Genomic DNA, 20,680 nt, shown 5'->3' on the forward strand with positions numbered 1-20,680 from the left:
AGTTCTGTAGCTGGGCCGTGGTGGGGCAGAGTCGGTGCCAGTTGGTGCTATTCGGGCTTGATGTTGCCGTCCCGGATGACCTTGGCCCACAGCCGGGCCTGCCCGTCGATGAATTGCCGTGCCTGTGCTGGCGGCGCAGCGACGATCTCGCCGCCCAGCTCGGCCACGCGTTGCCGGATCTCGGGGCTGGTCATGACTTTCTGCAGGGCGTCAGCGAGCTTCGCTGCGATCGGGTCCGGCGTTGCGGCGGGCAGGAAGGCCGCGTTCCATTCATAGACCTCATAGCTCGCCACGCCGGCTTCCTGCATGGTGGGCACGGACGGCAATGCCTGGGTGCGGGCATGGCTGGTCACCGCCAGCGGCTTCAGCTTGCCGGCCTTGATGTGCTGCAGGCTCGAAGCGACGTTGGCAAAGAACAGCGGCACCTGGCCGGCGATGACATCGGTCATGGCGGGGCCGCCGCCCTTGTAGGGCACATGCAATAGGTCGACCCCCGCGCGCTGCTCGAACAGCACGCCGGCCAGATGCTGCGCCGAGCCATTGCCCGAGGACGCAAAGGCGACCGAGCCCGGCTTTTGCCTGGCCATGGCCAGGACGTCGCTGACCTTGCTGGCGGGAAAGCCCGCCGTGGCCACCAGCACGTTGGGATAGCGCGCCAGCACGCCGACCGGCCGGAAGGCCTTGTCCGGATCGTAGGGCAGGCGCGGATAGAGGCTGGGATTCACCGCATAAGAGGAGGCATCGACCATCATGGTGTAGCCGTCCGGTGCCGCCTTGGCGACATAGGCGGCACCGATCTGCCCGCCGGCACCCGGGCGGTTCTCGACGACGACGGTCTGGCCCAGCTCGCGCCCGAGACCCGGCGCGATCAGCCGTGCCATCAGGTCCGCGCCGCCGCCCGGCGGATACGTCACCACGATCGTGATGGGCCGTGCCGGCCAGGCCGCGGCGGTGTCGGCGGCCTGCGCCAGCGTGGTGGTGGCGATCAGGGCAGCGACCGTGGCGGCGATTGCGTGGCGTGCGTGCATGGGTCTGTCTCCTCGGCGCGGTCCGTCAGCGGACGTCCGCGGTATAGCGAAAGGCAAAGGCGTCGCCCCGCGTCAGCCGGTATTCGATGCAGTTGCCGCCCAGGTCGAAGGCATGCCGGGTCACGACCGCGCACGGATGCGCATCCGGCAAGTCCAGCAACGCTGCCTCGTCTGCTGCCAGCGTGCGGAAGGTCACTTCGTCAACGGCGCGATGGACCGTGATGCCGCAGGCGCTGCCCAGCAGCGGGTAGAGCAGGTCGCCCCACTGCGCCGCAGGGAGTTGCTGCAGGGCTTCGCAGCGCGGCAGCGGCAGCCAGATCGATTCCAGCAGCCGGGGCGTGTCCTCCAGCCAGCGGCGGCGCGAGATCGCCAGCCCGCGCGCACCGGTCGGCAGCCCGAAGCGGGTTGCCATGGCCTTGTCCAGGCGCACGGTGCGGCACGACAGGATTTCCGAGCGCGGCACCGCCGGCGCGCCATCGGCGCCGCCGAAGCGGAAAAACCGCATCAGGCTGGCCCCGCTGAGCCCCTTGCGCACGAAGGTGCCCTTGCCTTGCACGCGCTCCAGCAGACCCTGCTGGACCAACACGGCGATGGCCTGCCGGATGGTGCCCAGCGCAATGCCGAACTCCTTGGCCAGCGCGCCTTCCGCAGGGATGGCGCTGCCGGGCGCCCACGCGCCCGAAACAATATTTGCCTGCAGTTCCGCCGCGATCTGGCCGTAGCGGCTCAGGCCCGCGGCGGTGGTTGTAGTCTGGAGCAGCGCGTTGTCTGGCATGCCGAACCCGTGCTAAATTGATGTCAATGTCATCTAGAGGACTAGAATACTGACGCGGGTTCGGATGCCATATCCGGATATACCCGCGCCACTGAGCCGCGCCACGGAGGGGCTGACTGATGAGCAAGCGCGCTTTGCCGCTGGTGGATACCCACTTCCACGTGTTCGATGCCGGAGTGGCCGCGCCATCGGCCCGCTACCGGCCGCCCTATGCCGCTGACCTGAAGGACTGGCACGCCCGGCTTGCCGGATTGGGGGACCTGTATGGGGTGGTGGTGCAGACCAGTTTTCTCGGCACCGACAATGCGGCGCTGCTGGCCGCGCTGCAGGCCATGCCCGGGCGCTTGCGCGGCGTCGCGGTGGTCGGCCCTGAGGTAACGGATGCGGAACTGGCTACGTTGCACGCGGCCGGCGTGCGGGGCATCCGCCTGAACCTGTATGGCGATCCGGACTGGCAGCGCATTTCCACCGCGCCGTGGCGCGGGCTGTTCGCCAGGATCGCCGGGCTCGGCTGGCATGTCGAACTCCATACCCGCAACGGTGATGGCGGCATGGTGCTGGCGCAGCTTGACGCGGCCCTTGGCAATGCCGGCGCGCCGGTCGTGCTTGACCACTTCGGCCGGCCAGGTGCAGAGGGAGCCGAGGACACGATCTTCGACGTTGCGACTGCCGTGCGCGCGCGCCGCCAGGTCTGGGTGAAGATCAGCGCGCCGTACCGGCTTGCATCCCCTCAGGACTGGACCAGGTTTGCGCAGCGATGGCACGAAGTCGTGGGAGCTGACCGGCTGCTGTGGGGCAGCGACTGGCCATGGACCAACCATGAGGCGCCGGCTCGGGTCGACGAGTGCCGGATGCTTGCCGCATGGCCGGGGCAAGGGGCGCCCGGTGACAGCGAAGCGGCCGGCGCGGCCTTGTCCGCTGCGCTCCGGTGGCGCAACGCGGCAGCGCTGTACGGGTTTGCGGTGAAGGGATAGCGGGCGGCTGGCGCCGCCGGCTTCAATCCAGCGCCAGCACCCCGGGAATCGCTTCCACCAGCAAATCGATCGTCACCCTCAGCTTGTTCGGCAGGAAACGGGCTGGCCTGGACGCCGCGCAGGCCAGCACGCTGACCTGCGCCGGCCTGACGGCCTGACGGCCTGGCAAGCCCTGGCCGAGGCCACGGTGACGCGGCCCGGCGACACCGTCGTGGTGATCGGCACCGGCGGCGTGGCCCTGTTTGCGGTGCAGATCGCCCGCGCACAGGGCGCGCGCGTGATCGTGGTGTCAGGCAGCGACGACAAGCTGGCGCGCGTGCAGGAGCTGGGCGCGGCGCATGGCGTCCACCGCGGCCGCACCGCTGACTGGCCGGCTGCCGTGCGCGAGCTGACCGGCGGCCGCGGTGCCGACCATGTGCTGGAACTGGCTGGCGGAGACAACTTCGGCCGGTCGCTTGCCGCGCTGGCGCAGGGCGGCCGGATCTCGGTGATCGGCAATCTTCAGGGGGATGAGCTGCGCGCCAGCGTCTTATCCGGTGCTGCATGGCCGCGTGACCGTGCAGGGGATCGGCGTGTCGCACCGGCGCGCGCTGCAGGACCTGGTGCGTGCCGTGGACTGGCTGGCGCTGCGTCCGGTGATCGAGAGCGAGTATGGGTTCGGGGACTTGCCCGCGGCGCTCGACCACCTGGAACGCGGGGCCTTCGGCAAGGTGGTGGGGCGGCTGCGCTGAGGCGCGGGCCGGACTGCTATTTGCGAGCCTTGCCGCGCACGCTCTTTTTGGCCGCGGCGGCGCGCGCCGCTTCTTTTTCGGCCGCTGCTGCCGCGCCCAACTGCTCCAGCCAGGCCATGCCCTCGACATAGGACAGGAAATGCCGCAGGTATTCCGGCGACGTCTCGCGCATCAGGGACAGCGAACGATGCACGAGATGGTCGGTATTGAGCGGCCCGGCATTCTCCGGCACGCGCTCCAGCGACAGGCGGAAGTGCTGCTCGACGCTGACCCTGGCCCAGGTCTCGCGGAAGTAGTCGGCCAGGGCATCGACCAGCGGCGCGTCGGACTGGGGTGCGGTTGCCGGCACCGGCGTGGGCGATCGTGCATCGTTTGAGGCAACCGCGAGGGCGGGCCTGGCGCGCGCGGTGATGTCGTGCACGAGTGCGCCAAGCGCGCTGGCTGCCGGGCCGGCTGTTGGCGTGGGCGGCGCGGCACCATCGGCAACATCGCTGTCCTGAACTGTGTACCGCTGCACGATGGCTGCATACGCGGCGGCCAGGCCACGCAGGCGCTCATCCAGCAAGCTCCGCACCGCGCCACTGTGTGCGGCGGCGCGGCGGGCCAGCGCTTGCATCAGGCGGAAGCGCACGGGATCGGCATAGTCGGCGCCGCTGGCCTGCCAGGCGTCCAGTTGCGCGCGGATATCGGCTGCCACGTCGAGGCTAGCCATGTGCCTTCACCGTGCCTGCGGTCACGCGCGGCACCGGCGAGATCTCGACGCGCCGGTTCTTTGCGCGGCCCTCGGCATCGGCATTCGGTGTCACCGGCTGCTGCGAACCGAAGGCGGCCGAGAACACTGAGGTGGGCGGGATGCCGGCATCGATCAGGGTGCGGGTCACGGTCAGGGCGCGCTGCGCCGACAGCTCCCAGTTGTCGGCAAAGCGGCGGTTGCCTTCGCGCACCTGCTGGTCGTCGGTAAAGCCACTGACCATCAGGATCTCGTCGCGGCTGCGCAGGTAGGCCGACAACGGTTGCGCCAGGCTTTTCAGCAGATCGCGGCCGTCAGGTTGCAGCTGGTCTGAGTTGAGCGCAAACAGCACGTTGCCGCTGATGCCGATGCGGCCGTTCACCAGCGTCACGCGGCCGGCCGCCAGCGGCCCTGCCAGTGCCTTTTCCAGCGTCTCGCGGCGCTGTGCTTCCTCCTGCCGCTGCTTCACCTCGGCTTCCAGCCTGGCTGACAGTTCCATCTGCACGCCGATGACCCCCAGCAGGACCAGCACGAACGCGCCCAGCAGCACCGACATCAGGTCGCCAAAGACGGCCCACGCGGGAACGGTCGGCTCGACGCCGGCGTCAAGGTCCTCTCTCATGCCGCCTCTGCGCTGGGCGCTTGCTGGCCGGCGCGCTGCTGCAGGTCCTCAAGGATCTGCTTTTGCGACAGCATGCTCAGGTCGACGACTTCGCGCGCCTGCGCCACGTAGTAGGCCAGTTGCTCGTCGCTGCGCGTCATCGACTTGTCCAGCGCGGCCTCGATGCGCTGCAGGTGGTCGATCAGCTTGCCGTTGGATTCGCTGAACAGCTGCACCGCCACGCCAAAGGCCTCGCCCAGGCTCGCGACTTCGACCGCGCTGCCGGTGACCTGCGCGGCGATGTCGGTGAGCTTGCCGGTTTCGGATTCGACCTTGTCGGTAAAGCGCGTGCCGACGCGGTCCAGCAGGTCCGCCGTGGTGGCGACCAGGGTGTCGACCGCGCTGCGCTGCTCAGTGGAGGCGTGGCTCACGGCATCGAGCAGCGTGCCCAGCGTTTCCAGCATGCGGCTGCGTTCTTCCAGCATGGCGTTGTCGCGCGCCATGCCGTCGGTGAGCTTCTCGCGCAGTTCCGCGATGACCTCCGCGGCGGCCTTGGGCGCTTCGGATGCGGCCTGCATCAGGTGGGCGACTTCGGCGATGGTGCCGGTGGCCTGGGCCTGCGCCTGGGCTGCCATGTCGCGCGCGGTGACGGCCAGCGTCTCGCAGATTTCCTGCTGGCGGCTGACGGTGTGCGCGCTGGTCTGTTCCCATTCCTGGCGCAGCGATGCGGCCATGGTGCCGAGCGTGTCGGTCCAGGCGGCCATGCGTTGCGCGTCCTGCGATGCCAGTTCCGCCTGCAATGTGGTGGCGGCCTTGGGTGCCTCGGCCGCGGCTTGCACCAGGCGGTCGATTTCGGCGAGGGTGGTGCTGGCATGCGCCTGCGTCTCGGTCGAGATCGCGCGCGCGGTCTGCGCCAGCGCCTCGCAGATCTCCTGCTGGCGCGTGGCGGCGTGCGTGCTGGCCTGTTCCCACTGCTGGCGCAGCGTGGCGGCGATGGTGCCGAGCGTATCGGTCCAGCCGGCAAAGCGCTGTTCATCGCGCGCAGCCAGTTCGGCCTGCAGCGTGATGGCCGCCTTTGGCGCGTCCGTTGCGGCCTGCACCAGACGGTCGATCTCAGCGAGGGTGCGGTTGGCATGCGCCTGGGTCTGGGCCGAGATCTCGCGCACGCTCTGCGCCAGCGTCGTGCTGATCTCGTCCTGGCGGCTTACCGTGTGCGCGTTCAGCTGTTCCCACTCCTGGCGCAGGGCAGTCGTCATGGAGCCGAGCGTATCGGTCCAGGCGGCGAAGCGCTGTGCATCGCGCGCAGCCAGTTCCGCCTGCAGTGCAACGGCCGCCTTCGGCGCGTCCGACGCGGCTTGCACCAGGCGGTCGATCTCCGCAAGGGTCTGGCTCGCATGCGCCTGGGTCTGGGCCGAGACGTCGCGCACGCTCTGCGCCAGCGTCGTGCTGATCTCGTCCTGGCGGCTTACCGTATGCGCGTTCAGTTGCTCCCACTCCTGGCGCAGGGCAGCCGTCATGGTGCCGAGCGTATCGGTCCAGGCCGCCAGGCGCTGCGCGTCGTGCGCGGCCAGCTGCGTCTGCAGCCCGGCATGCGACTCGCCCACGGTGCGCACCAGTGTCGCCGCATGCTCGCCGAACGCGGCTGCGGCGGCCGTCAGGGCCTGCCGGTTGTCGCCGGCGAGCTTCTCGCCGGTGCGCTCCTGGCGCGACAGCGCCTCGCGCCATGCGTCGGCAGCGCTGGCGGCTGCCGTGTCGAGCCGGGTGGCGACATTGTCCAGCAGCTCGGCCGAGCGTTGTTCAAAGGTCTGGGCAAAGCCGTCGAGGGATGTGCGCAGGTCCGCTGCCAGTGCCTCGCTCGCGCGTTGATGCCCGGCCAGCGCCTGGTTCCAGGTATCCGCAACGCCCGCGGTGGCGCTCTCGAAGCGGCTCGATACCCCATCCAGGTGCTGTTGCACGGCTTGGGTCACGTTGTCGCGCAAGGCCGTGGTTTCGCGTGCCAGGCCCGCCATGGTCGCGTCCACCGCAGGCTGGATCGCTGCGCTTGCGGCACGGGCGCTGTCGGCAATGCTGTCCTTCAGCGATTGCTCCACCGAAGACGCCAGGCGCGTGTAGACCACTTCGGTCTTGCCGTGGAAGGCGTCCTGGCTGGCGGCCAGGCGCTCGGTCAGGGCCTGGTTCTGTTCGGCCATCGTGGTCATCATGGCCTGCATGCGCTCGACCAGTGCCGGCATCACGTCGGCCTGGCGCTGCAGCAGCCGGAACGCTTCATCACGCTGGTGGCCGCGCGAGTAGGGGCGCAGCGTGGTGGCGATGCGGGCATCCAGCGCCTGCGCGGCCTGGATCCGCTCGCGCCGGCACAATGCCGACAACAGCCCCAGCATCGCGGACGTGGCCACGCCCGCGACCGAGGTGCCGAACGCAAAGCCCAGGCCCTTGACCGGTGCGGCCAGTGAGGCGCGGATGGCCTGCAGGTCGGTGGCGGTCTCCAGCGCGATGCCGGTGCCGCGCAGGGTCGCCACCATGCCCAGGAACGTGCCCAGCATGCCCAGCAGCACCAGCAGGCCGACCAGGTAGGGTGTCAGCGCGGGCCCGGGCAGGCCGACGCGCTCGCCTTCCACGCGCAGGCGGGCGCTGTCGCGCAGGCTGGGATGCAGCCGTTCCAGCCAGCTGCCAAGGCTGGCCGGCGCTTCGGACAATCCGGCGGCGGCCTGCGCCAGCGTGGCGGTGGCCTGGCGGTAGCGGTACAGCTCCAACGCCCCCGCCAGGTAGCAGCCGCCGATCAGCAGCGTCACGGCCAGCGCCAGGAAGTTCGTGCCTGCATAGCCGGCGGCGATCCAGCACACGATGGCCAGGCCCGCCAGGAAAGCGACAATATGGGTAAGGTATCGGGTCATGATGTTCTGGTTAGCTGTCTTGCAGCGCCGCCAGCAAGCCTTCAAGGGGCTGCCAGCGGATGTCGAGTTCGGCGAGCAATACGCTCTGCATATCCTTGCGGAATACCGCCAGCCACGCACCGGGCCTGGCCGTTGCGGGCTGTCCCGCGGCCTGGGCTTCGGCCAGCGCCGCGGCTTCGGCCTGGCGCAGGCGCTGGAAGTGCGGCTCCAGCATCGTCGGCAAGGCGCCCAGCAGGCTCTGTTCGCGCGCGCCCAGCACGCGCTCCATCACGGCATCGACCATGGCCAGCTTGGCCATGCCGGGTGCGTGGCCGGACAACGCGCCGCGCAGGCGCCCGCGCAGGTCGCCGATCGAGGTCTCCATGGTCTGTTGCAGCGTGAGGTAGCGCTGGCGATAGACCGCGTAGTCGACCTGCGCGTCCACGGGGTCGGGCAGCGCGGACGGCCGGGCCGGCCCGCGCCGCTTGCCGGCTAGCGTGGTGTCTTCCACGATGGCATCGGCCAGCGCGGCGCGCACGCGCGCGCATTCGCGTGCCTCAGTGCTGTCGGCAGCACGTGCGGCAGGCGGCGTTGCCGGCGCATTGGCCTTCAGCGCCGATGACAGCGCGATCGCATCCGCCCAGCCAAGCCATTGGCTCAGCTGGCTCGAGAGCGAGCTTGCAGGAGGAGGGGCATCGGCGTCAGTCAGGCGAGCCAGCAGGCGGACGAGCGTCGGGCCGCTGAAACCTGTGCGCCGGGGCACTTGTAACATTGCGCCGGATTCGAAAAATCCAGCAGTTTACACGCCCGCGCGGTGGCGCGGCCGGCTGGCGTGGTGGATGATTGGCGGGAATCCGTCCCGGACCCATCCCACCACGGAGTGAAACCATGAGACTGGTTGGCATGCTTGATTCCCCTTATGTCCGCCGCACGGCGATCTCGCTGCGCCTGCTCGGGTTGCCGTTCACGCATGAGTCGGTGTCCGTCTTCCGTGAATTCGAGCGTTTCCATGGCATCAACCCGGTGGTCAAGGCGCCATCGCTGGTCTGCGACAACGGGGTCGTGCTGATGGACTCGACGCTTATCATCGACTATGCCGAGTCGCTGGCGGGCCGCAGCCTGATGCCGGCGCAAACCGCGTCACGGCAGGCCGCGCTGCGCATCGTCGGGCTGGCGCTGGCGGCGAGCGAGAAGGTGGTGCAGAACTTCTATGAGCACAGCCAGCGGCCGGCGGGCAAGCTGCACCAGCCGTGGCTGGACCGTGTCGATGCCCAGCGCGAGAGCGCCTTTGCACTGCTGGAGGCGGAACTCGCCACGCGTCCGGTCCCGGCTGGCGAGGCGGAAACCGGCCAGGCCGAGCTGACCGCCGCGGTCAGCTGGACCTTCGCGCAGTTCATGATGCCGGGCGCGGTCGATCCGGCGCGGCATCCGGCGCTGGTCGCGCTGACCGCGGCACTTGAGCGGCTGCCCGCATTTGAGGCATTGCCCTGCGCATAGGTGGCTGCTGGCGCGCCTACCGCGGTAGGGTGCCAATCGCAGGCATTCCGATGCAACATCAGTCCCCCTGTGGAACGCGATTTCAAAGGGGAACACATGAAGACCAGACTGCATCGCCTGAAAGTCCTGAGCGCAGTCCTCTGCGTGGCCCTGGCCGCTTGCGGCGGGGGCGGTGACGACAACGGCGGCAGCGGCTCGTCGGGCGGCACTGGCAACAGCGGCAATACCAGCGGCACTGGCGGCACCGGCGGCAGCACCGCAACGCGGACGGTGATGTTCGAGGATACGCCCGTGACCGGGATCAGCGCCGAGTTCCTGACCCAGCTGAATGGCCAGGGTGCACGTGGCTTCCGTTTCGTCAGCGGCTTCTATTTCCTCGGGAACCCGGCAGGTTCCGAGCAGAAGGGGGTCTACGTCAAGGACGCGCAGACGACCTATACCTATGAACTGCCGCAGGAACCGGGCGGCGCCGATGTCCAGGCGTGGGCCACGGCGTACGAGGCCTGGCTGAACAGCCATGGCGCGCGCGGCTTCGTCTGGGGCGGGCCCTACATGGTGGGCGGCCAGATTTATGCGCTGATGCGCAAGGACAACGGGTCGTCGTCGACTTTCTCGTACAAGGTCATGGTGGTGGACACCAATGCCAGCCTGTCGGCCTTTGTCCAGAACCAGGCCAACCCGCTGGGCGCAGACGGCTACTACCTGGCGGTTCCGGCGTACCTGGGCCCGTTCGGCGTGAGCAGCACCGTGGCCATCTTCCGCAAGGACCTGCAGGGCAGCGCCCGCTATGGCTATGAGGTCCTGTCGAATCCGGCCAGCGACGGCGATGTCGTCGCCCAGATCAACACGCAGGGTGCGCGCGGCTATCGCTTCAAGGTGCCGTTCGTCAGCGGCGGCACGCAGGTCAACCTCTACGAGAAGGACCTGTCGCAGTCCAGCACCTTCCGCTTCTACGACTTCGCGTCGCAGCAGACCAGCGCGGGCTTCCTGGCCCAGGCCAACGCCGAAGGGCAGAAGGGCTCTAGCCTGATGGGCGCCTACGGGTTGCCGAGCGGCACCATCCGGGACTTCTACTTCGAACCGGCCAGCTGCACCGGCTTCCTCTGCGATACGCGCAGCCTGTTCGGCCTGTAAGCGCCAGGCGCCGGGGCTTGCCCCGGCGCCGGCGTGCCCATGTGCAGTCAAGGTAATACAATCCACCTGACCAGGCGACGAGACCAATCGACAAGTCCATACGCGCGAACCGGGGTGGGAAACTCATGACAAGAAGTCAAGGCGCCGCAGAGAACAATAGCGGCGCCAACATCGACGCCAGCGCGTGCCGCAACTATGCCATCGTGGTGGATGACCACCCGTTGATGGCGCGCGGCATTGCCGGCTACCTTGCGGCGCATTGCGGGTTTGACGCTGCCTTGCATGCAGCCGATGCGCGGGAATGCGCGGCGCTGACGGAACGGGAGGGATGCCCGGCGCTGCTGGTGGTGGATTTCTGGCTGCCGGACGGCACCGCGGTCGGGTTGCTGCGCGAAGCCGCGGCGCGCCTGCCCGCCTGCAAGCTGCTGGTGATGAGCGCCGACGACGATGCGCGCGTTTGCATCAAGGCGCGCGAGGCCGGCGCGCACGGCTTTATCCTGAAGAACGAGCCCCCGGAGGTGTTCGCCACCGCGGTAGCGTCGCTGCGCCAGGGCCGGCGCTGGTTCCAGCAGGCAGGGCCGCCGTCGGCGCGGCGCGAGTTGCCGCTGGAGCCCAGCGAACTGGGCCTGACGGCGCGCCAGGCCGAGGTGCTTGGCATGATGCTGCGCGGCCTGCCGAACAAGCGCATCGCCCTGACCCTGTCGGTGTCGGAGCAGACCGTCAAGGAGCACGTCACCGCGATCCTCGGCAAGCTTGGCGTGCGCAACCGGATCGAGGCCATCGCCCTGCTGCACGGGCGCAGGCTGGAATCTTGAAGAAGGCCCTCGCCCGGCTGCTTGCCTTGTCGCGCCCGGATGCGGATGCCGGCATCAGCCCGCGCGCGCGTGCGCGGCTGCTGGACATGACGTTCGGGCGCCTGGTGTTCAGCGTCAATGCGATTCCGTTCGTAGGGGTGCCTTTCGTCATCTGGCTGTATGTCCAGAAGCTGGACGGCGGCGCGCTGCTGGCCTGGACACTGGGGTATGGCGCCGCGGCGGTGTGGATGCAATTGCGCTTCCGGCGCTACAAGCAAGAGCGGGAAGACGATGACGCCCTGGTCCGGCGCTGGCTGCCGTTTGTGCAGCGCGTGGCGCTGGTGCACGGTTTCTGCCTGTCGCTGGCCGCGGTCCTGACGGCCAGCCTGGGGGGCTTTGACTTCAAGCTGCTGCTGTATATCAGCATCGCCGCCATCGTGGCGGCCAATGCCACGCACCAGACGCCGATCCTCGGTGTATTCCAGCGCTTCTTCGTTGCCTGCTGGACTTTGCAGATCGTCAACACCCCGCGCAGCTTCCCCGAGCACTGGCCGTTCGTGCTGCCGCTCGCGTTGCTGTATGCGCTGGCCATCTACCGGCACGCGCTGATCGCCAACCAGTTCTTCCGGCAGCAGGTACGGATGGAGGATGACGGCATCCGCCTGGCCGAGCGCTACCGGCTGGCCAAGGAAGAGGCCGAGAAAGCCCTGCATGCCAAGAACCTGTTTCTCACCACCGCCAGCCACGACCTGCGCCAGCCCGTGCATGCCATGGGCTTCCTGATCGAAGCCATTGCGCGGCGCAACCGCGACCCGGCCCTGATCCCGCCGCTGGACGACCTGCGGCGCAGCGTGCGCTCGGTGCACCTGATGTTCAACTCACTGCTCGATCTGTCCCGGATCGAAGGCGGCATTGCCAGCCCGCGCAATACCGCCGTGGCATTTGCGCCCTTGGTCGAAGAGGTGGCGTCGCTGTTCCGGGAAGAGGCGCGCAGCCGCGGCCTGGACCTGCGCGTGCGCCTGCCCGCAGGCGCCGCCGCGGTGCTGGCCGATCCCGCATTGCTGCGCCAGTCCTTGGTCAACCTGGTGCACAACGCGCTGCGCTATACCAAGCGCGGCGGGGTGCTGGTGTCCGCGCGGCGGCGCGGCAGCCACTGGCTGCTGGAGGTCTGGGACACCGGCGTGGGGATCGCGATCGAAGAGAAGGGGCGGGTCTACTCGCCGTTCTATCGCAACGAACATGCGTGGCGCATCGACAGCGCGGGCCATGGTCTGGGCCTTGCCGTGGTGGCGCGCTGCGCCACGCTGATGGGCGCCACCTACGGGCTGGACTCGGTGGAGCGCCGCGGCTCCAGGTTCTGGCTGCGCTTTCCCGAAGCGAAGCCGCTGGCGCCGGCGGCGATCGAGCCGGTCTACGAGCCCGATGGCCTGTCGGCCTCCACCCTGCTGCAGGGCGTCTGCCTGGTCGTCGAGGACGACCCGCTGGTGACCGCCGCGTGGACCAGCCTGATGGAGGCCTGGGGCGTGCAGGCGGCGTGCGCGGCGTCGGGGCAGGAAGCCCTGGCACTGGTCGATTCCGGCCTGCAGCCCCAGGCGATCCTGTGCGACCAGCGCCTGCGCTCCGGCGAGAGCGGCTTCGAGGTGCTCAAGGCGCTGTTCGAACGCTGCCCGGACGCAAGCGGCGCCATGGTCAGCGGCGAGTTCGATTCCGAGGCGCTCCAGCAGGCCGAGCGCGAAGGCTACCTGGTCCTGCACAAGCCACTGGAGCCGTCGCAGCTGCATGCCCTGTTGTTCCAATGGCTTTGTGCTGCCTGACAGCATGGATTGGTGGGTCTGCCTGCGGCGGTGGTCCCACTCAGGCATTTCCGGGGCGAAAGAAGTGTCCGGATCGATTTTATTCAGATCACCTGAAGAATTTATTTAGTTCACTTTTTTCGACCTCTCAGCGACAGTCTAGCGACCGCAAATCGCGATACTGGAAAGAGAGGGCCCATGTCTATCTCAAACCGCGCTGTCGCTGCCTCCATGCTGGCCGTTTCCATGTTGGCGGGCCTCGCCGGATGCCATAGCCCGTCGGCCGCGGCGTTGGCTGCGGCGTCGGCTGTCACGTCGGGCTCCGCGACGGCCGCGGTGTCGGAACAGGACATCAACGATGCCTACGTCTACCTGCTGGGCCGGCTGCTTGTCCTGCGCCAGCAGCAAATCGACTTCCGGAAGGAAGGTTTCCAGTGGAACCGGATCATTCATCGCGACGTCGGCGGTGTGTCGTGGGCCAACCCCAACCTGGATGTCGCCTACAGCGAGGCCTGGGTTGCGGTCGACGAAAAGACCTGCACGGTCTTCAGCGTGCCGGCCATCAAGGGGCGCTACTACACCATTCAGTTCCTGAACGGCTGGGGCGAAACCGTCGCCAATATCAACGAACGCAACTATCCGCACCATCCAGGCGGCGAATTCGCGATGTGCCTGAAGGGTGCCAGTGCGGCACTTTCGCCCAATGCCAGGCGCATCGACCTGCCGGGCAAGACCGCACGGGTGCTGGCCCGGGTGGAAATCGGCGCAGACAAGAAGCAGGCCATTGCCCTGCAGCATCAGATCACGACACGGATCACTGGCACGGCGACGATTGCCCCGGTGCCTGCCACGCCCGCCTTCAGCAATGACAAGCTCCCCGGCGTTGAAGCCTTTGACTCGGCAGCCGTTGCGCTTGGCTCGGAGCCGGACATCAATCCGGGCATGGAGCCCATCCAGGCCAAGGTGCGCGCGGTGAGTGCCGCGGTGGCCAGCAGCCCCGCCGAACGCGCGCGGGTGGACAAGGTCATCCGCGAGAAGACGCTGCCGGCGTTCTTACAGTCGTTCTCCACCGCAGGTACCATCAGGAACGGCTGGAACCGGCCCGCTACCATCGGCAAGTACGGCAGCGACTACCACACCCGCACCCGCATCAACCTGGGCGGGATCTGGGCCAACAGCACCGATGAGGTCGTCTATTTCAAGACGGATGCAGACGGGACCGGCACCAAGCTCGACGGCGGCAATACCTACACCATCACCTTCCCGAAGGACGAGCTGCCCGCCCGCCACGTCAAATACTTCTGGTCGGTGATTGCGGTGGATGCCAAAAACTTCCGCGTGATCCCGAATGCGAAGAACCGGTTCCTGATCAACAAGCAGTCCAGGCTGAGCTATGGCGAGGACGGTTCGCTGACGCTGTACTTCGCGCCTGCCAGGCCGAAAGATGCGCCTGACGGCAACTGGCTGCCCACGCCCAAGGGAAAGAACTACCACCTGACGTTCCGGCTCTATGGGGCGGACCAGCCGGTCCTGTCCGGGGAGTGGTTCCCGGCGCCGCTGGTCAAGCGTAACTGAGCGGGCCAGTCTTGGCAGGAAGGCGCCTGCCAGTGCTGACCTAATCCTCCGCCACCTCGCAAAACCGCAGCCGGTTCCCGAACGGATCGGCCACCTGCAGCATCCGCCCCCAGCCCACATCCTCCACACCGGGCCTCGCGTACGGATAGTCCTTGGCCGACAGCTCCCGCTGCAGCGCATCGATATCCTCCACCGTCACGAATACCGCCGATCCGGGCGTGGCGTCGCCATGGTGCTCGCTCAGGTGCAGCGTCAGGCCGCTGCGCCTGACCTGCGCGTACAGCGGAAATCCCTCTTCATACCGATGCTCCCAGTCGAGCGTGAAGCCGAGGAAGTCGAGGTAGAACTCCTTGGCCTTGTCGACCGAGAAGATCCGGAGGATGGGGATGCCGGCAGACAGGCTCATGGCTTTCCGTTCGGTAGTTGCGCAGGAATGCCGGATGATAACGCCGGCCCGCGGTGATCCGCGCGGCCGGCGCATAAGCATCCGCGACAATCTTCGTTGGCTTTGTGCGGGCCCGTGTCTAAGCTGGCGCTCCAGTGAAATCCCGGAACACCGCTATGAACCCGACCCACGACTCACGCCGCCGCCTGCTTCTGACGGCAGCGGGCGCCGCGGCTGCCGCCAGTGTGCTGCCAGGCGTCAGCTGGGGGCAAGGACAGACCGCGCTGCGCATCGGCTACCAGAAGTCCTCCACGCTGATGATCCTGCTGAAGTCGCGGCAGACGCTGGAGAAGGCGCTGGCGCCCAAGGGGGTGACGGTGCAGTGGTACGAATTCACCTCGGGCTTGCCGCTGCTTGAAGCGCTGAACCTCGGCAATATCGACCTGAGCGCCGACGTGGCCGATGCGGTGCCGCCGTTTGCGCTGGCCGCGGGTGCCGCGCTGACCTACTACGCCAGCGAGACGCCTTCGCCGCAGGCACAGGCCATTGTCGTGCGTGGCGACTCGCCGATCCGTGAGGTGGCGCAGCTCAAGGGGCAGCGGGTGGCATTTGCCAAGGGCGCAGGCGCGCACTACCTGGTGCTGGAAGCGCTGGCGCGCGCGGGTCTGTCGATCCGCGATATCGAACCGGCATACCTGAGCCCGGCCGACGCCCGCGCGGCGTTCGAGCGCGGCAGCGTGGCGGCATGGGTGATCTGGGACCCGTTCCTGGCCGCGGTGCAGCGCCAGGCCAATGCGCGTGTGCTGCGCGATGGCGAGGGGCTGGCCAGCTATCGGCGCTTCTACCTGGCGGCGACGCCGTTCGCGCGCGCGCATGCCGAGGTGCTCGAGGTGGTGTTCGATGCGTTGCGCGACGCGGGCGACTGGGTCAAGCGCAATCCGGCCGAGGCAGCGCGCTGGCACGCGCCGCTGATCGGCCTGGATGCGGCCACCGTGGAAGCCGCGAACGCGCGGCGCAGCTATGCGGTGCACACGGTCGACGCCGCCGCGCTGGCCGAGCAGCAGCGCATCGCCGATGCCTTCACCGCGCAGCAGATCCTGCCGCGCAAGGTAGCGATCTCGGCGTCGCCGGTCTGGCGCAAGGCGTAGCCGGCAGGGCGCCGGCCACGCTTACGCGACTTGCGTCGCACAATCTGCCCCTGGGCTCAACGCGAGCCCCGGGGCGTGCCGCATCAAACCACTCCCATCTCCGGATCGCTGACCGCGTCCTCGCCGGTCTCCATCCGCCCCGCAAAGCGCCGCGCGAACGACGGACTGGCCTCGCAGGTCACGACGAAGTCGTACCAGTTGCCGCTGTCGGCCACCGGCCATTCCAGCATTTCCACCTTGCCGCGCTTCACGGTTTGCGTCCACGGGCCGTCGTCGCGGTAGGCCAGTGCCGTGACGGTGAAGGTCACGTCGGCGTCGCTGTCGTTATGCAGCTTCACCTGGATCGTGGGCTTCTTGCACGGGTTGTAGCAGACCTGGATTTCGGTGGACGTGGTCACCGCTTCGTTGATGTCGCCGGAGAAGGCGCGGTGATAGCCGTTGGGCCCGAGCACCCACAGGTCGTACTTGCCGCCGTCGGCATTGATGTCCCACGCATCGTCCAGCGTCTTGCCGGCTTCGACCACGTAGCGGCGCGGAATGCGGTCGAGGTGCAGCTTGTCATAGACGTGGAACAGCGCGCCGGCCTGGTTGGTGCTGGCGTTGGCGAACAGCAGGCGGACTGCCCTGGATGCGGCGTCGACGCGTGCACTGGTGTGCAGTTCATATGGCAGCTTGCGCGACGGACGCGTGCCGGTGTCCTGCTCCGGCAGCGCGGGCGTGGCCGGCACCGGGATCGCCGGCTGGGTCTGCTGCCAGGCGGTCAGGCTGGTGGCGTCGGCACGGGTGGTGCGCCCCGCCAGCGTGGGCAGGGTCTCGGTGTTGGGCGTGGCGAAGTTGAAGGCGCTGGTCAGGTCGCCGCAGATGGCACGACGGTAGGCGCTGATCTGCGGCTCCATCACGCCGAAGCGCGCCTCCAGGAAGCGCAGCACCGAGGTGTGGTCGAACACTTCAGAGTTGACCCAGCCGCCGCGGCTCCACGGCGACACCACCCACATCGGCACGCGCGGGCCGGGGCCGAAGGGCTTGCCGTCCTGCGGCGGCTGCTTGGCCGTGGCGGGCTGGAAGTTGAAGTACTCGTAGGCCATCTGCGCGTCGTCGAGGGTCGACTTGCCGGCCAGCGTGCCGTCCAGGTTGCGCGACGGCGCGGTCGGCGGCGGGCTGTGGTCGAAGAAGCCGTCGTTCTCGTCGAAGTTGATCAGCAGCACGGTCTTGCTCCAGACCTCGGGCGATGCCGTCAGCGCGTCCAGGATGGCCTGCACGTACCAGCCGCCCTTGGCCGGGCTGGACGGGCCGGGGTGCTCGCTGAACTCGGCCGGCGGGATGATCCACGACACCTCGGGCAGCTTGCCGTTGAGCACGTCGTCGCGCAGCGACTGCAGGAAGCCGCCGTCGGGCATGGTGTTGCAGAAGCCCTTGGCCAGCGGGCTGTACTGGTCGTCGATGTCCGGGTTGTAGGGCGGGTTGACGCCGGTGCCGGCGGTGTTGGAGAGCTTGCGCCCGACGGGCATCTTCTCCATCTCGGCGCGCCAGTGCCGGAAACTCATCATCTGGTTGCAGCCATAGTTGTCCGGCACGTTCTGGTAGACCTTCCAGCCCACGCCCGCGGCCTGCAGGCGGTCGGCGTAGGTCTTCCAGGTCCAGCCTTCGGTGGAGGGACCAACATCGGCGCCCGCGTTGAACTCATTGATCATCACCGCGACGTTGTCGCCGGTGGGACCGTTGCTGCCGGTCCAGTAGAACAGGCGGTTGGGGATGGTGCCGGTGTGCATCGCGCAGTGGTAGGCATCGCACAGCGTGAAGGCGTCGGCCAGCGCGCGCTGGAACGGGATCTCGGCGTCATCGTAGTAGCCCATCGACAGCGCCTTCTTGGCCACCGGCCAGCGGTCCATGCGGCCGTGGTCCCACGCGGCCTGCGCATCGGGCCAGGTGTGCGGCGTGCCGCCGGCGCGCTGCGCGTTGCCCAGGGTTTCGTCCAGGTGGTAGGGCGTCAGGAGATTGCCGTTGGCATCGGTCTGGTAGAACGCGTTCTTGCCATTGGGCAACGGGATCGCGAAGCGGTCACCGTAGCCGCGCACGCCCTTGAAGGTGCCGAAGTAATTGTCGAACGAGCGGTTCTCCAGCATCACCATCACGACGTGCTTGACGTCCTGGATGGTGCCGGTGGCGTTGTTGGCCTCGATCGCGAGCGCGCGGCGGATGCTGGGCGGAAAGCTGGCCAGCACCGCGGCGGCGGCGCCGGTGCCGAGGCTGGTCTTCAGGAACTGTCTTTTTGACGGGTTGAAGGTCATGGCTGTGGCTGGGTCGGTCTGTCGCTGGATCGAAAAAGGGGCCCGCTTCACGGGGCGCAACGCGTGGAGCAGGCGCCGGGCTGGTCAGGTTTGCCGGCGTTTTCCGGTTGGTTGCCGTTGGCGGCGGTGGGCTGCAGGGTGCCGCCGCTCGCGCCCGGCGAGTCGTCGCCGCCGCAGGCGGCAAGCATCAGTGCGAGGGTGATGGTGCCGGCCGCCAGCCATGGGCGGGTGGGACGCAACAGCAATGAGGGTCTCATTTGGTGCATTGCCTTGTAGTCGTTGAGGGGGATAACGATTGCCGAGCCCATGCGCCGACATCAGATGCAGGCGCATGGACTTCCGCAGCGCGGACGACAAGTGCGGGGAACTGGCCGGTTCGGGTGCGGTTGGCCTTGGCTTGTCGCGACAGCGGGCGATTGTTGATTGGTCAAATGTCAGATGTTTGACATCAAACACATTTGGCGATTTGGTTTTGTAACCAAAAGTGTCGCACTGGCAGAGTTGCCATTGCTGGCTGGCCCCGCCCACTCTTAGTCAAGCTGGCGTGCCGTGAGGCCACATCGTGTGCACACAACAGGCATCAATGAATACGCAGGGCAGGGTAGAATCACGCCATCCCCGTCCTCCGCACGCCGCCGCAGTCCATGTCTGAAGAAAAGAAGAGCCTGTCCGAAACCATCCGCGCCGCGATCGAGCAGGAGATTCTTTCTGGAAAGCTTCCCAGCGGCACCCAGCTGGAAGAGCAGCAACTGCTGGCGCGCTTCGGCGTGTCCCGCACGCCGGTGCGTGAGGCCCTGATCCAGCTTGAGTCGGCCGGCCTGGTGGACCTGGTCCCGCGCCAGGGCGCGATCGTATCGTCGATCACCCTGCGCGAGTACGCGGCGATGAACGAGATCCTGGTGCAGTTGGAGGCGCTGGCGGCGCGGCTGGCGGCGCGCCGTATCTCGGCGGCTCAGCGCACGGCGATGCAGGCCGCGTTCGAAGACTGCCGCGCGGCCGCGGAGCGTGCCGATTCCGACCGCTACCGCGAAGCCAACGATGCCTTCCATGACGTCATCTACGCGGCCTGCTGCAATGACATCCTGTCGCGGCAGATCCGCACCATGCGCGCGCGCATGCGCGGCATGCGCGACCTGCGCTTCGAGAAGCCCGCCCGCATCCTGGCCTCGCTGGCCGAGCATGAGGCGGTGATGAGCGCCATCGTGCGCGGCAACGAGGACGATGCCGCGGCCGCGATGGTCCGGCATATCGCCACCGGGGGCGACGTCTACGCGGACATGATCGCTTCCATGCCCGGCGACGAGGCCGGCGGCAAGCGCGGCCGGCGCTAGTCAATGACCGCGGGGGCAGGCAGGCTCAGTCCAGCTTGACGCCGGCCTGCTCGATCCGCGTCACGGCCGACTTGCCGTCAGCCGCGGCCCATTTGCCGAACTCCGCTGGCGACGCCGAGGTGGAGACCTCGCTGCCATTGGAAGCGAGCTTCGCGCGCAGCTGCGGATCAGCCATCACCTTGGCGGTGGCGGCAAAGAGCTTGTCGCGGATGCCGTCGGGCAGCCCGGCCGGCCCGTACAGCCCGAACCAGAAGGTGAAATCAAAGCCCGGCAACCCCATCTCCGCCAGCGCCGGCAGGCCTGGCGCGACCGCCGATGGCTTGGGCGTGGTCACGCCGATCATTTTCACCACACCCTGCGTGCCCATCGGCAACACCGACGCCGCCGTGCCAAACGACAACTCCACCTCGCCCGCGGCAACGGCCTGCAGCGACGGTGCGCCGCCCTTGTAGGGCACGTGCGTCATCTTGACTCCGGTGGCCTTCTCGAACTGCAGCCCGGCGATATGCGGCGAGCCGCCGATGCCGGACGACGAGTAGTTGAACTTGCCCGGCTGCGCGCGCGCCTTGGCCACCAGGGTCTTGACGTCGTTGACGTTCAGGTTCTTGTTGACGGCCAGGATCAGCGGCGACACGGTCAGCCGCGTCACCGGGGTGAAGTCGGTCGCCTTGTAGCGGGCCTTGTAGAGCTGCTGGTCGATGCCATACAGCGTGGCCGTGGCCAGGCCCAGGGTGTAGCCGTCGGGGGCCGCCTGCGCCAGTGCCGCGGAAGCCAGCGTGCTGCCGGCGCCGGGCTTGTTGTCCACCAGCACGGTCTGGCCAAGCTCCTTCGACAAGGCCTCGCCGAACACGCGCGCGACATAGTCGGCCGCGCCCGCCGGCGTGTAGCCCACCAGCAGCCGGATCGGCCGGGTCGGGTAGTCCTGCGCAGCGGCCATGCCGGGCAACGCAGCCAGGGTGGCAAGAGCGGTGCCGATCGCGGCGCGCCCGAGGGTGTGTTTCATTGCTGTCTCCTTTTGTGTTC

At 68.1% G+C, this 20,680-nt stretch carries 18 protein-coding genes and 1 pseudogene; 9 read left to right on the plus strand and 10 right to left on the minus strand.

Going from position 1 to position 20,680, the window contains the following annotated elements; genetic code table 11:
- Nucleotides 1-47: 47 nt before the first annotated feature.
- Both AC3WLE_RS11625 and AC3WLE_RS11630 read right to left on the minus strand, forming a co-directional pair.
- On the minus strand, nt 48-1,028 hold the full coding sequence (locus tag AC3WLE_RS11625) for a tripartite tricarboxylate transporter substrate binding protein (protein ID WP_492320642.1): 981 nt from the start codon (nt 1,026-1,028) through the stop codon (nt 48-50).
- Nucleotides 1,029-1,053: 25 nt separating this feature from the next.
- Nucleotides 1,054-1,803, minus strand: coding sequence for a GntR family transcriptional regulator (locus tag AC3WLE_RS11630; RefSeq protein ID WP_492356958.1), 750 nt, complete (start codon nt 1,801-1,803; stop codon nt 1,054-1,056).
- Between the two features lie 119 nt (nt 1,804-1,922).
- Between AC3WLE_RS11630 and AC3WLE_RS11635 the strand changes: the two genes are divergently transcribed.
- Together AC3WLE_RS11635 and AC3WLE_RS11640 are read left to right on the plus strand one after the other, a co-directional pair.
- Nucleotides 1,923-2,777, plus strand: coding sequence for an amidohydrolase family protein (locus AC3WLE_RS11635; protein WP_492356959.1), 855 nt, complete (start codon nt 1,923-1,925; stop codon nt 2,775-2,777).
- Nucleotides 2,778-2,884: 107 nt separating this feature from the next.
- Nucleotides 2,885-3,508: pseudogene (locus AC3WLE_RS11640) on the plus strand (zinc-dependent alcohol dehydrogenase family protein); the annotation flags it as partial.
- A 16-nt stretch (nt 3,509-3,524) separates the two neighbouring features.
- On the opposite strand, the gene AC3WLE_RS11645 reads toward AC3WLE_RS11640, so the two are convergent.
- Genes AC3WLE_RS11645 through AC3WLE_RS11660 form a run of 4 tightly spaced genes read right to left on the minus strand, consistent with a single transcriptional unit; the run spans nt 3,525 to nt 8,484 of the window.
- On the minus strand, nt 3,525-4,220 hold the full coding sequence (locus tag AC3WLE_RS11645) for a DUF2894 domain-containing protein (RefSeq protein ID WP_492356960.1): 696 nt from the start codon (nt 4,218-4,220) through the stop codon (nt 3,525-3,527).
- On the minus strand, nt 4,213-4,860 hold the full coding sequence (locus AC3WLE_RS11650; RefSeq protein ID WP_492320646.1) for an OmpA family protein: 648 nt from the start codon (nt 4,858-4,860) through the stop codon (nt 4,213-4,215). The genes AC3WLE_RS11645 and AC3WLE_RS11650 overlap by 8 nt, the downstream gene beginning before the upstream one ends.
- Nucleotides 4,857-7,733: a DUF802 domain-containing protein gene (locus AC3WLE_RS11655; protein ID WP_492356961.1), complete on the minus strand. Its 2,877-nt coding sequence runs from the start codon at nt 7,731-7,733 to the stop codon at nt 4,857-4,859. The genes AC3WLE_RS11650 and AC3WLE_RS11655 overlap by 4 nt, the downstream gene beginning before the upstream one ends.
- Before the next feature lie 10 nt (nt 7,734-7,743).
- Entirely contained in the window at nt 7,744-8,484 is a 741-nt protein-coding gene (locus AC3WLE_RS11660) for a DUF3348 domain-containing protein (protein WP_492320648.1), read from the minus strand.
- Nucleotides 8,485-8,600: 116 nt separating this feature from the next.
- Between AC3WLE_RS11660 and AC3WLE_RS11665 the strand changes: the two genes are divergently transcribed.
- From AC3WLE_RS11665 to AC3WLE_RS11685, 5 genes are all read left to right on the plus strand, one after another.
- Nucleotides 8,601-9,209, plus strand: a complete 609-nt coding sequence (locus AC3WLE_RS11665; RefSeq protein WP_492320649.1) for a glutathione S-transferase family protein — start codon at nt 8,601-8,603, stop codon at nt 9,207-9,209.
- Between the two features lie 96 nt (nt 9,210-9,305).
- On the plus strand, nt 9,306-10,343 hold the full coding sequence (locus AC3WLE_RS11670) for a hypothetical protein (RefSeq protein WP_492320650.1): 1,038 nt from the start codon (nt 9,306-9,308) through the stop codon (nt 10,341-10,343).
- 125 nt (nt 10,344-10,468) lie between these two features.
- Complete coding sequence (locus AC3WLE_RS11675; RefSeq protein WP_492320651.1) at nt 10,469-11,158, plus strand: LuxR C-terminal-related transcriptional regulator; 690 nt, start codon at nt 10,469-10,471, stop codon at nt 11,156-11,158.
- Nucleotides 11,155-12,951, plus strand: a complete 1,797-nt coding sequence (locus tag AC3WLE_RS11680) for an ATP-binding response regulator (RefSeq protein WP_492356962.1) — start codon at nt 11,155-11,157, stop codon at nt 12,949-12,951. Before AC3WLE_RS11675 ends, AC3WLE_RS11680 begins: the two co-directional genes overlap by 4 nt.
- Before the next feature lie 177 nt (nt 12,952-13,128).
- Complete coding sequence (locus AC3WLE_RS11685) at nt 13,129-14,505, plus strand: DUF1214 domain-containing protein (RefSeq protein ID WP_492356963.1); 1,377 nt, start codon at nt 13,129-13,131, stop codon at nt 14,503-14,505.
- A 40-nt stretch (nt 14,506-14,545) separates the two neighbouring features.
- On the opposite strand, the gene AC3WLE_RS11690 is transcribed toward AC3WLE_RS11685, so the two are convergent.
- Nucleotides 14,546-14,911, minus strand: coding sequence for a glyoxalase superfamily protein (locus AC3WLE_RS11690; protein WP_492356964.1), 366 nt, complete (start codon nt 14,909-14,911; stop codon nt 14,546-14,548).
- Between the two features lie 155 nt (nt 14,912-15,066).
- Between AC3WLE_RS11690 and AC3WLE_RS11695 the strand changes: the two genes are divergently transcribed.
- On the plus strand, nt 15,067-16,038 hold the full coding sequence (locus AC3WLE_RS11695; RefSeq protein WP_492356965.1) for an aliphatic sulfonate ABC transporter substrate-binding protein: 972 nt from the start codon (nt 15,067-15,069) through the stop codon (nt 16,036-16,038).
- Nucleotides 16,039-16,121: 83 nt separating this feature from the next.
- On the opposite strand, the gene AC3WLE_RS11700 is transcribed toward AC3WLE_RS11695, so the two are convergent.
- On the minus strand, nt 16,122-18,326 hold the full coding sequence (locus AC3WLE_RS11700; protein ID WP_492356966.1) for a phosphocholine-specific phospholipase C: 2,205 nt from the start codon (nt 18,324-18,326) through the stop codon (nt 16,122-16,124).
- 47 nt (nt 18,327-18,373) lie between these two features.
- Nucleotides 18,374-18,583: a hypothetical protein gene (locus AC3WLE_RS11705; protein WP_492356967.1), complete on the minus strand. Its 210-nt coding sequence runs from the start codon at nt 18,581-18,583 to the stop codon at nt 18,374-18,376.
- Nucleotides 18,584-18,970: 387 nt separating this feature from the next.
- Here AC3WLE_RS11705 and AC3WLE_RS11710 point away from each other — a divergent pair, with 387 nt between their 5' ends.
- A complete protein-coding gene (locus tag AC3WLE_RS11710; protein ID WP_492320658.1) occupies nt 18,971-19,657 on the plus strand; it encodes a GntR family transcriptional regulator in 687 nt (228 codons plus the stop codon).
- A 25-nt stretch (nt 19,658-19,682) separates the two neighbouring features.
- Here AC3WLE_RS11710 and AC3WLE_RS11715 read toward each other — a convergent pair whose 3' ends face one another.
- On the minus strand, nt 19,683-20,660 hold the full coding sequence (locus AC3WLE_RS11715) for a Bug family tripartite tricarboxylate transporter substrate binding protein (RefSeq protein WP_492320659.1): 978 nt from the start codon (nt 20,658-20,660) through the stop codon (nt 19,683-19,685).
- Nucleotides 20,661-20,680: the final 20 nt, after the last annotated feature.

This window comes from Cupriavidus sp. FW306-1B-F12B (genome assembly GCF_058781795.1).

Coding starts and splice junctions, on each gene's coding strand:
- AC3WLE_RS11710 (WP_492320658.1), top strand. CDS start 18,971: ATGTCTGAAGAAAAGAAGAGCCTGTCCGAAACCATCCGCGCCGCGATC.
- AC3WLE_RS11690 (WP_492356964.1), bottom strand. CDS start 14,911: ATGAGCCTGTCTGCCGGCATCCCCATCCTCCGGATCTTCTCGGTCGAC.
- AC3WLE_RS11660 (WP_492320648.1), bottom strand. CDS start 8,484: ATGTTACAAGTGCCCCGGCGCACAGGTTTCAGCGGCCCGACGCTCGTC.
- AC3WLE_RS11695 (WP_492356965.1), top strand. CDS start 15,067: ATGAACCCGACCCACGACTCACGCCGCCGCCTGCTTCTGACGGCAGCG.
- AC3WLE_RS11625 (WP_492320642.1), bottom strand. CDS start 1,028: ATGCACGCACGCCACGCAATCGCCGCCACGGTCGCTGCCCTGATCGCC.
- AC3WLE_RS11685 (WP_492356963.1), top strand. CDS start 13,129: ATGTCTATCTCAAACCGCGCTGTCGCTGCCTCCATGCTGGCCGTTTCC.
- AC3WLE_RS11705 (WP_492356967.1), bottom strand. CDS start 18,583: ATGAGACCCTCATTGCTGTTGCGTCCCACCCGCCCATGGCTGGCGGCC.
- AC3WLE_RS11645 (WP_492356960.1), bottom strand. CDS start 4,220: ATGGCTAGCCTCGACGTGGCAGCCGATATCCGCGCGCAACTGGACGCC.
- AC3WLE_RS11635 (WP_492356959.1), top strand. CDS start 1,923: ATGAGCAAGCGCGCTTTGCCGCTGGTGGATACCCACTTCCACGTGTTC.
- AC3WLE_RS11630 (WP_492356958.1), bottom strand. CDS start 1,803: ATGCCAGACAACGCGCTGCTCCAGACTACAACCACCGCCGCGGGCCTG.
- AC3WLE_RS11700 (WP_492356966.1), bottom strand. CDS start 18,326: ATGACCTTCAACCCGTCAAAAAGACAGTTCCTGAAGACCAGCCTCGGC.
- AC3WLE_RS11675 (WP_492320651.1), top strand. CDS start 10,469: ATGACAAGAAGTCAAGGCGCCGCAGAGAACAATAGCGGCGCCAACATC.
- AC3WLE_RS11670 (WP_492320650.1), top strand. CDS start 9,306: ATGAAGACCAGACTGCATCGCCTGAAAGTCCTGAGCGCAGTCCTCTGC.
- AC3WLE_RS11715 (WP_492320659.1), bottom strand. CDS start 20,660: ATGAAACACACCCTCGGGCGCGCCGCGATCGGCACCGCTCTTGCCACC.
- AC3WLE_RS11650 (WP_492320646.1), bottom strand. CDS start 4,860: ATGAGAGAGGACCTTGACGCCGGCGTCGAGCCGACCGTTCCCGCGTGG.
- AC3WLE_RS11665 (WP_492320649.1), top strand. CDS start 8,601: ATGAGACTGGTTGGCATGCTTGATTCCCCTTATGTCCGCCGCACGGCG.
- AC3WLE_RS11655 (WP_492356961.1), bottom strand. CDS start 7,733: ATGACCCGATACCTTACCCATATTGTCGCTTTCCTGGCGGGCCTGGCC.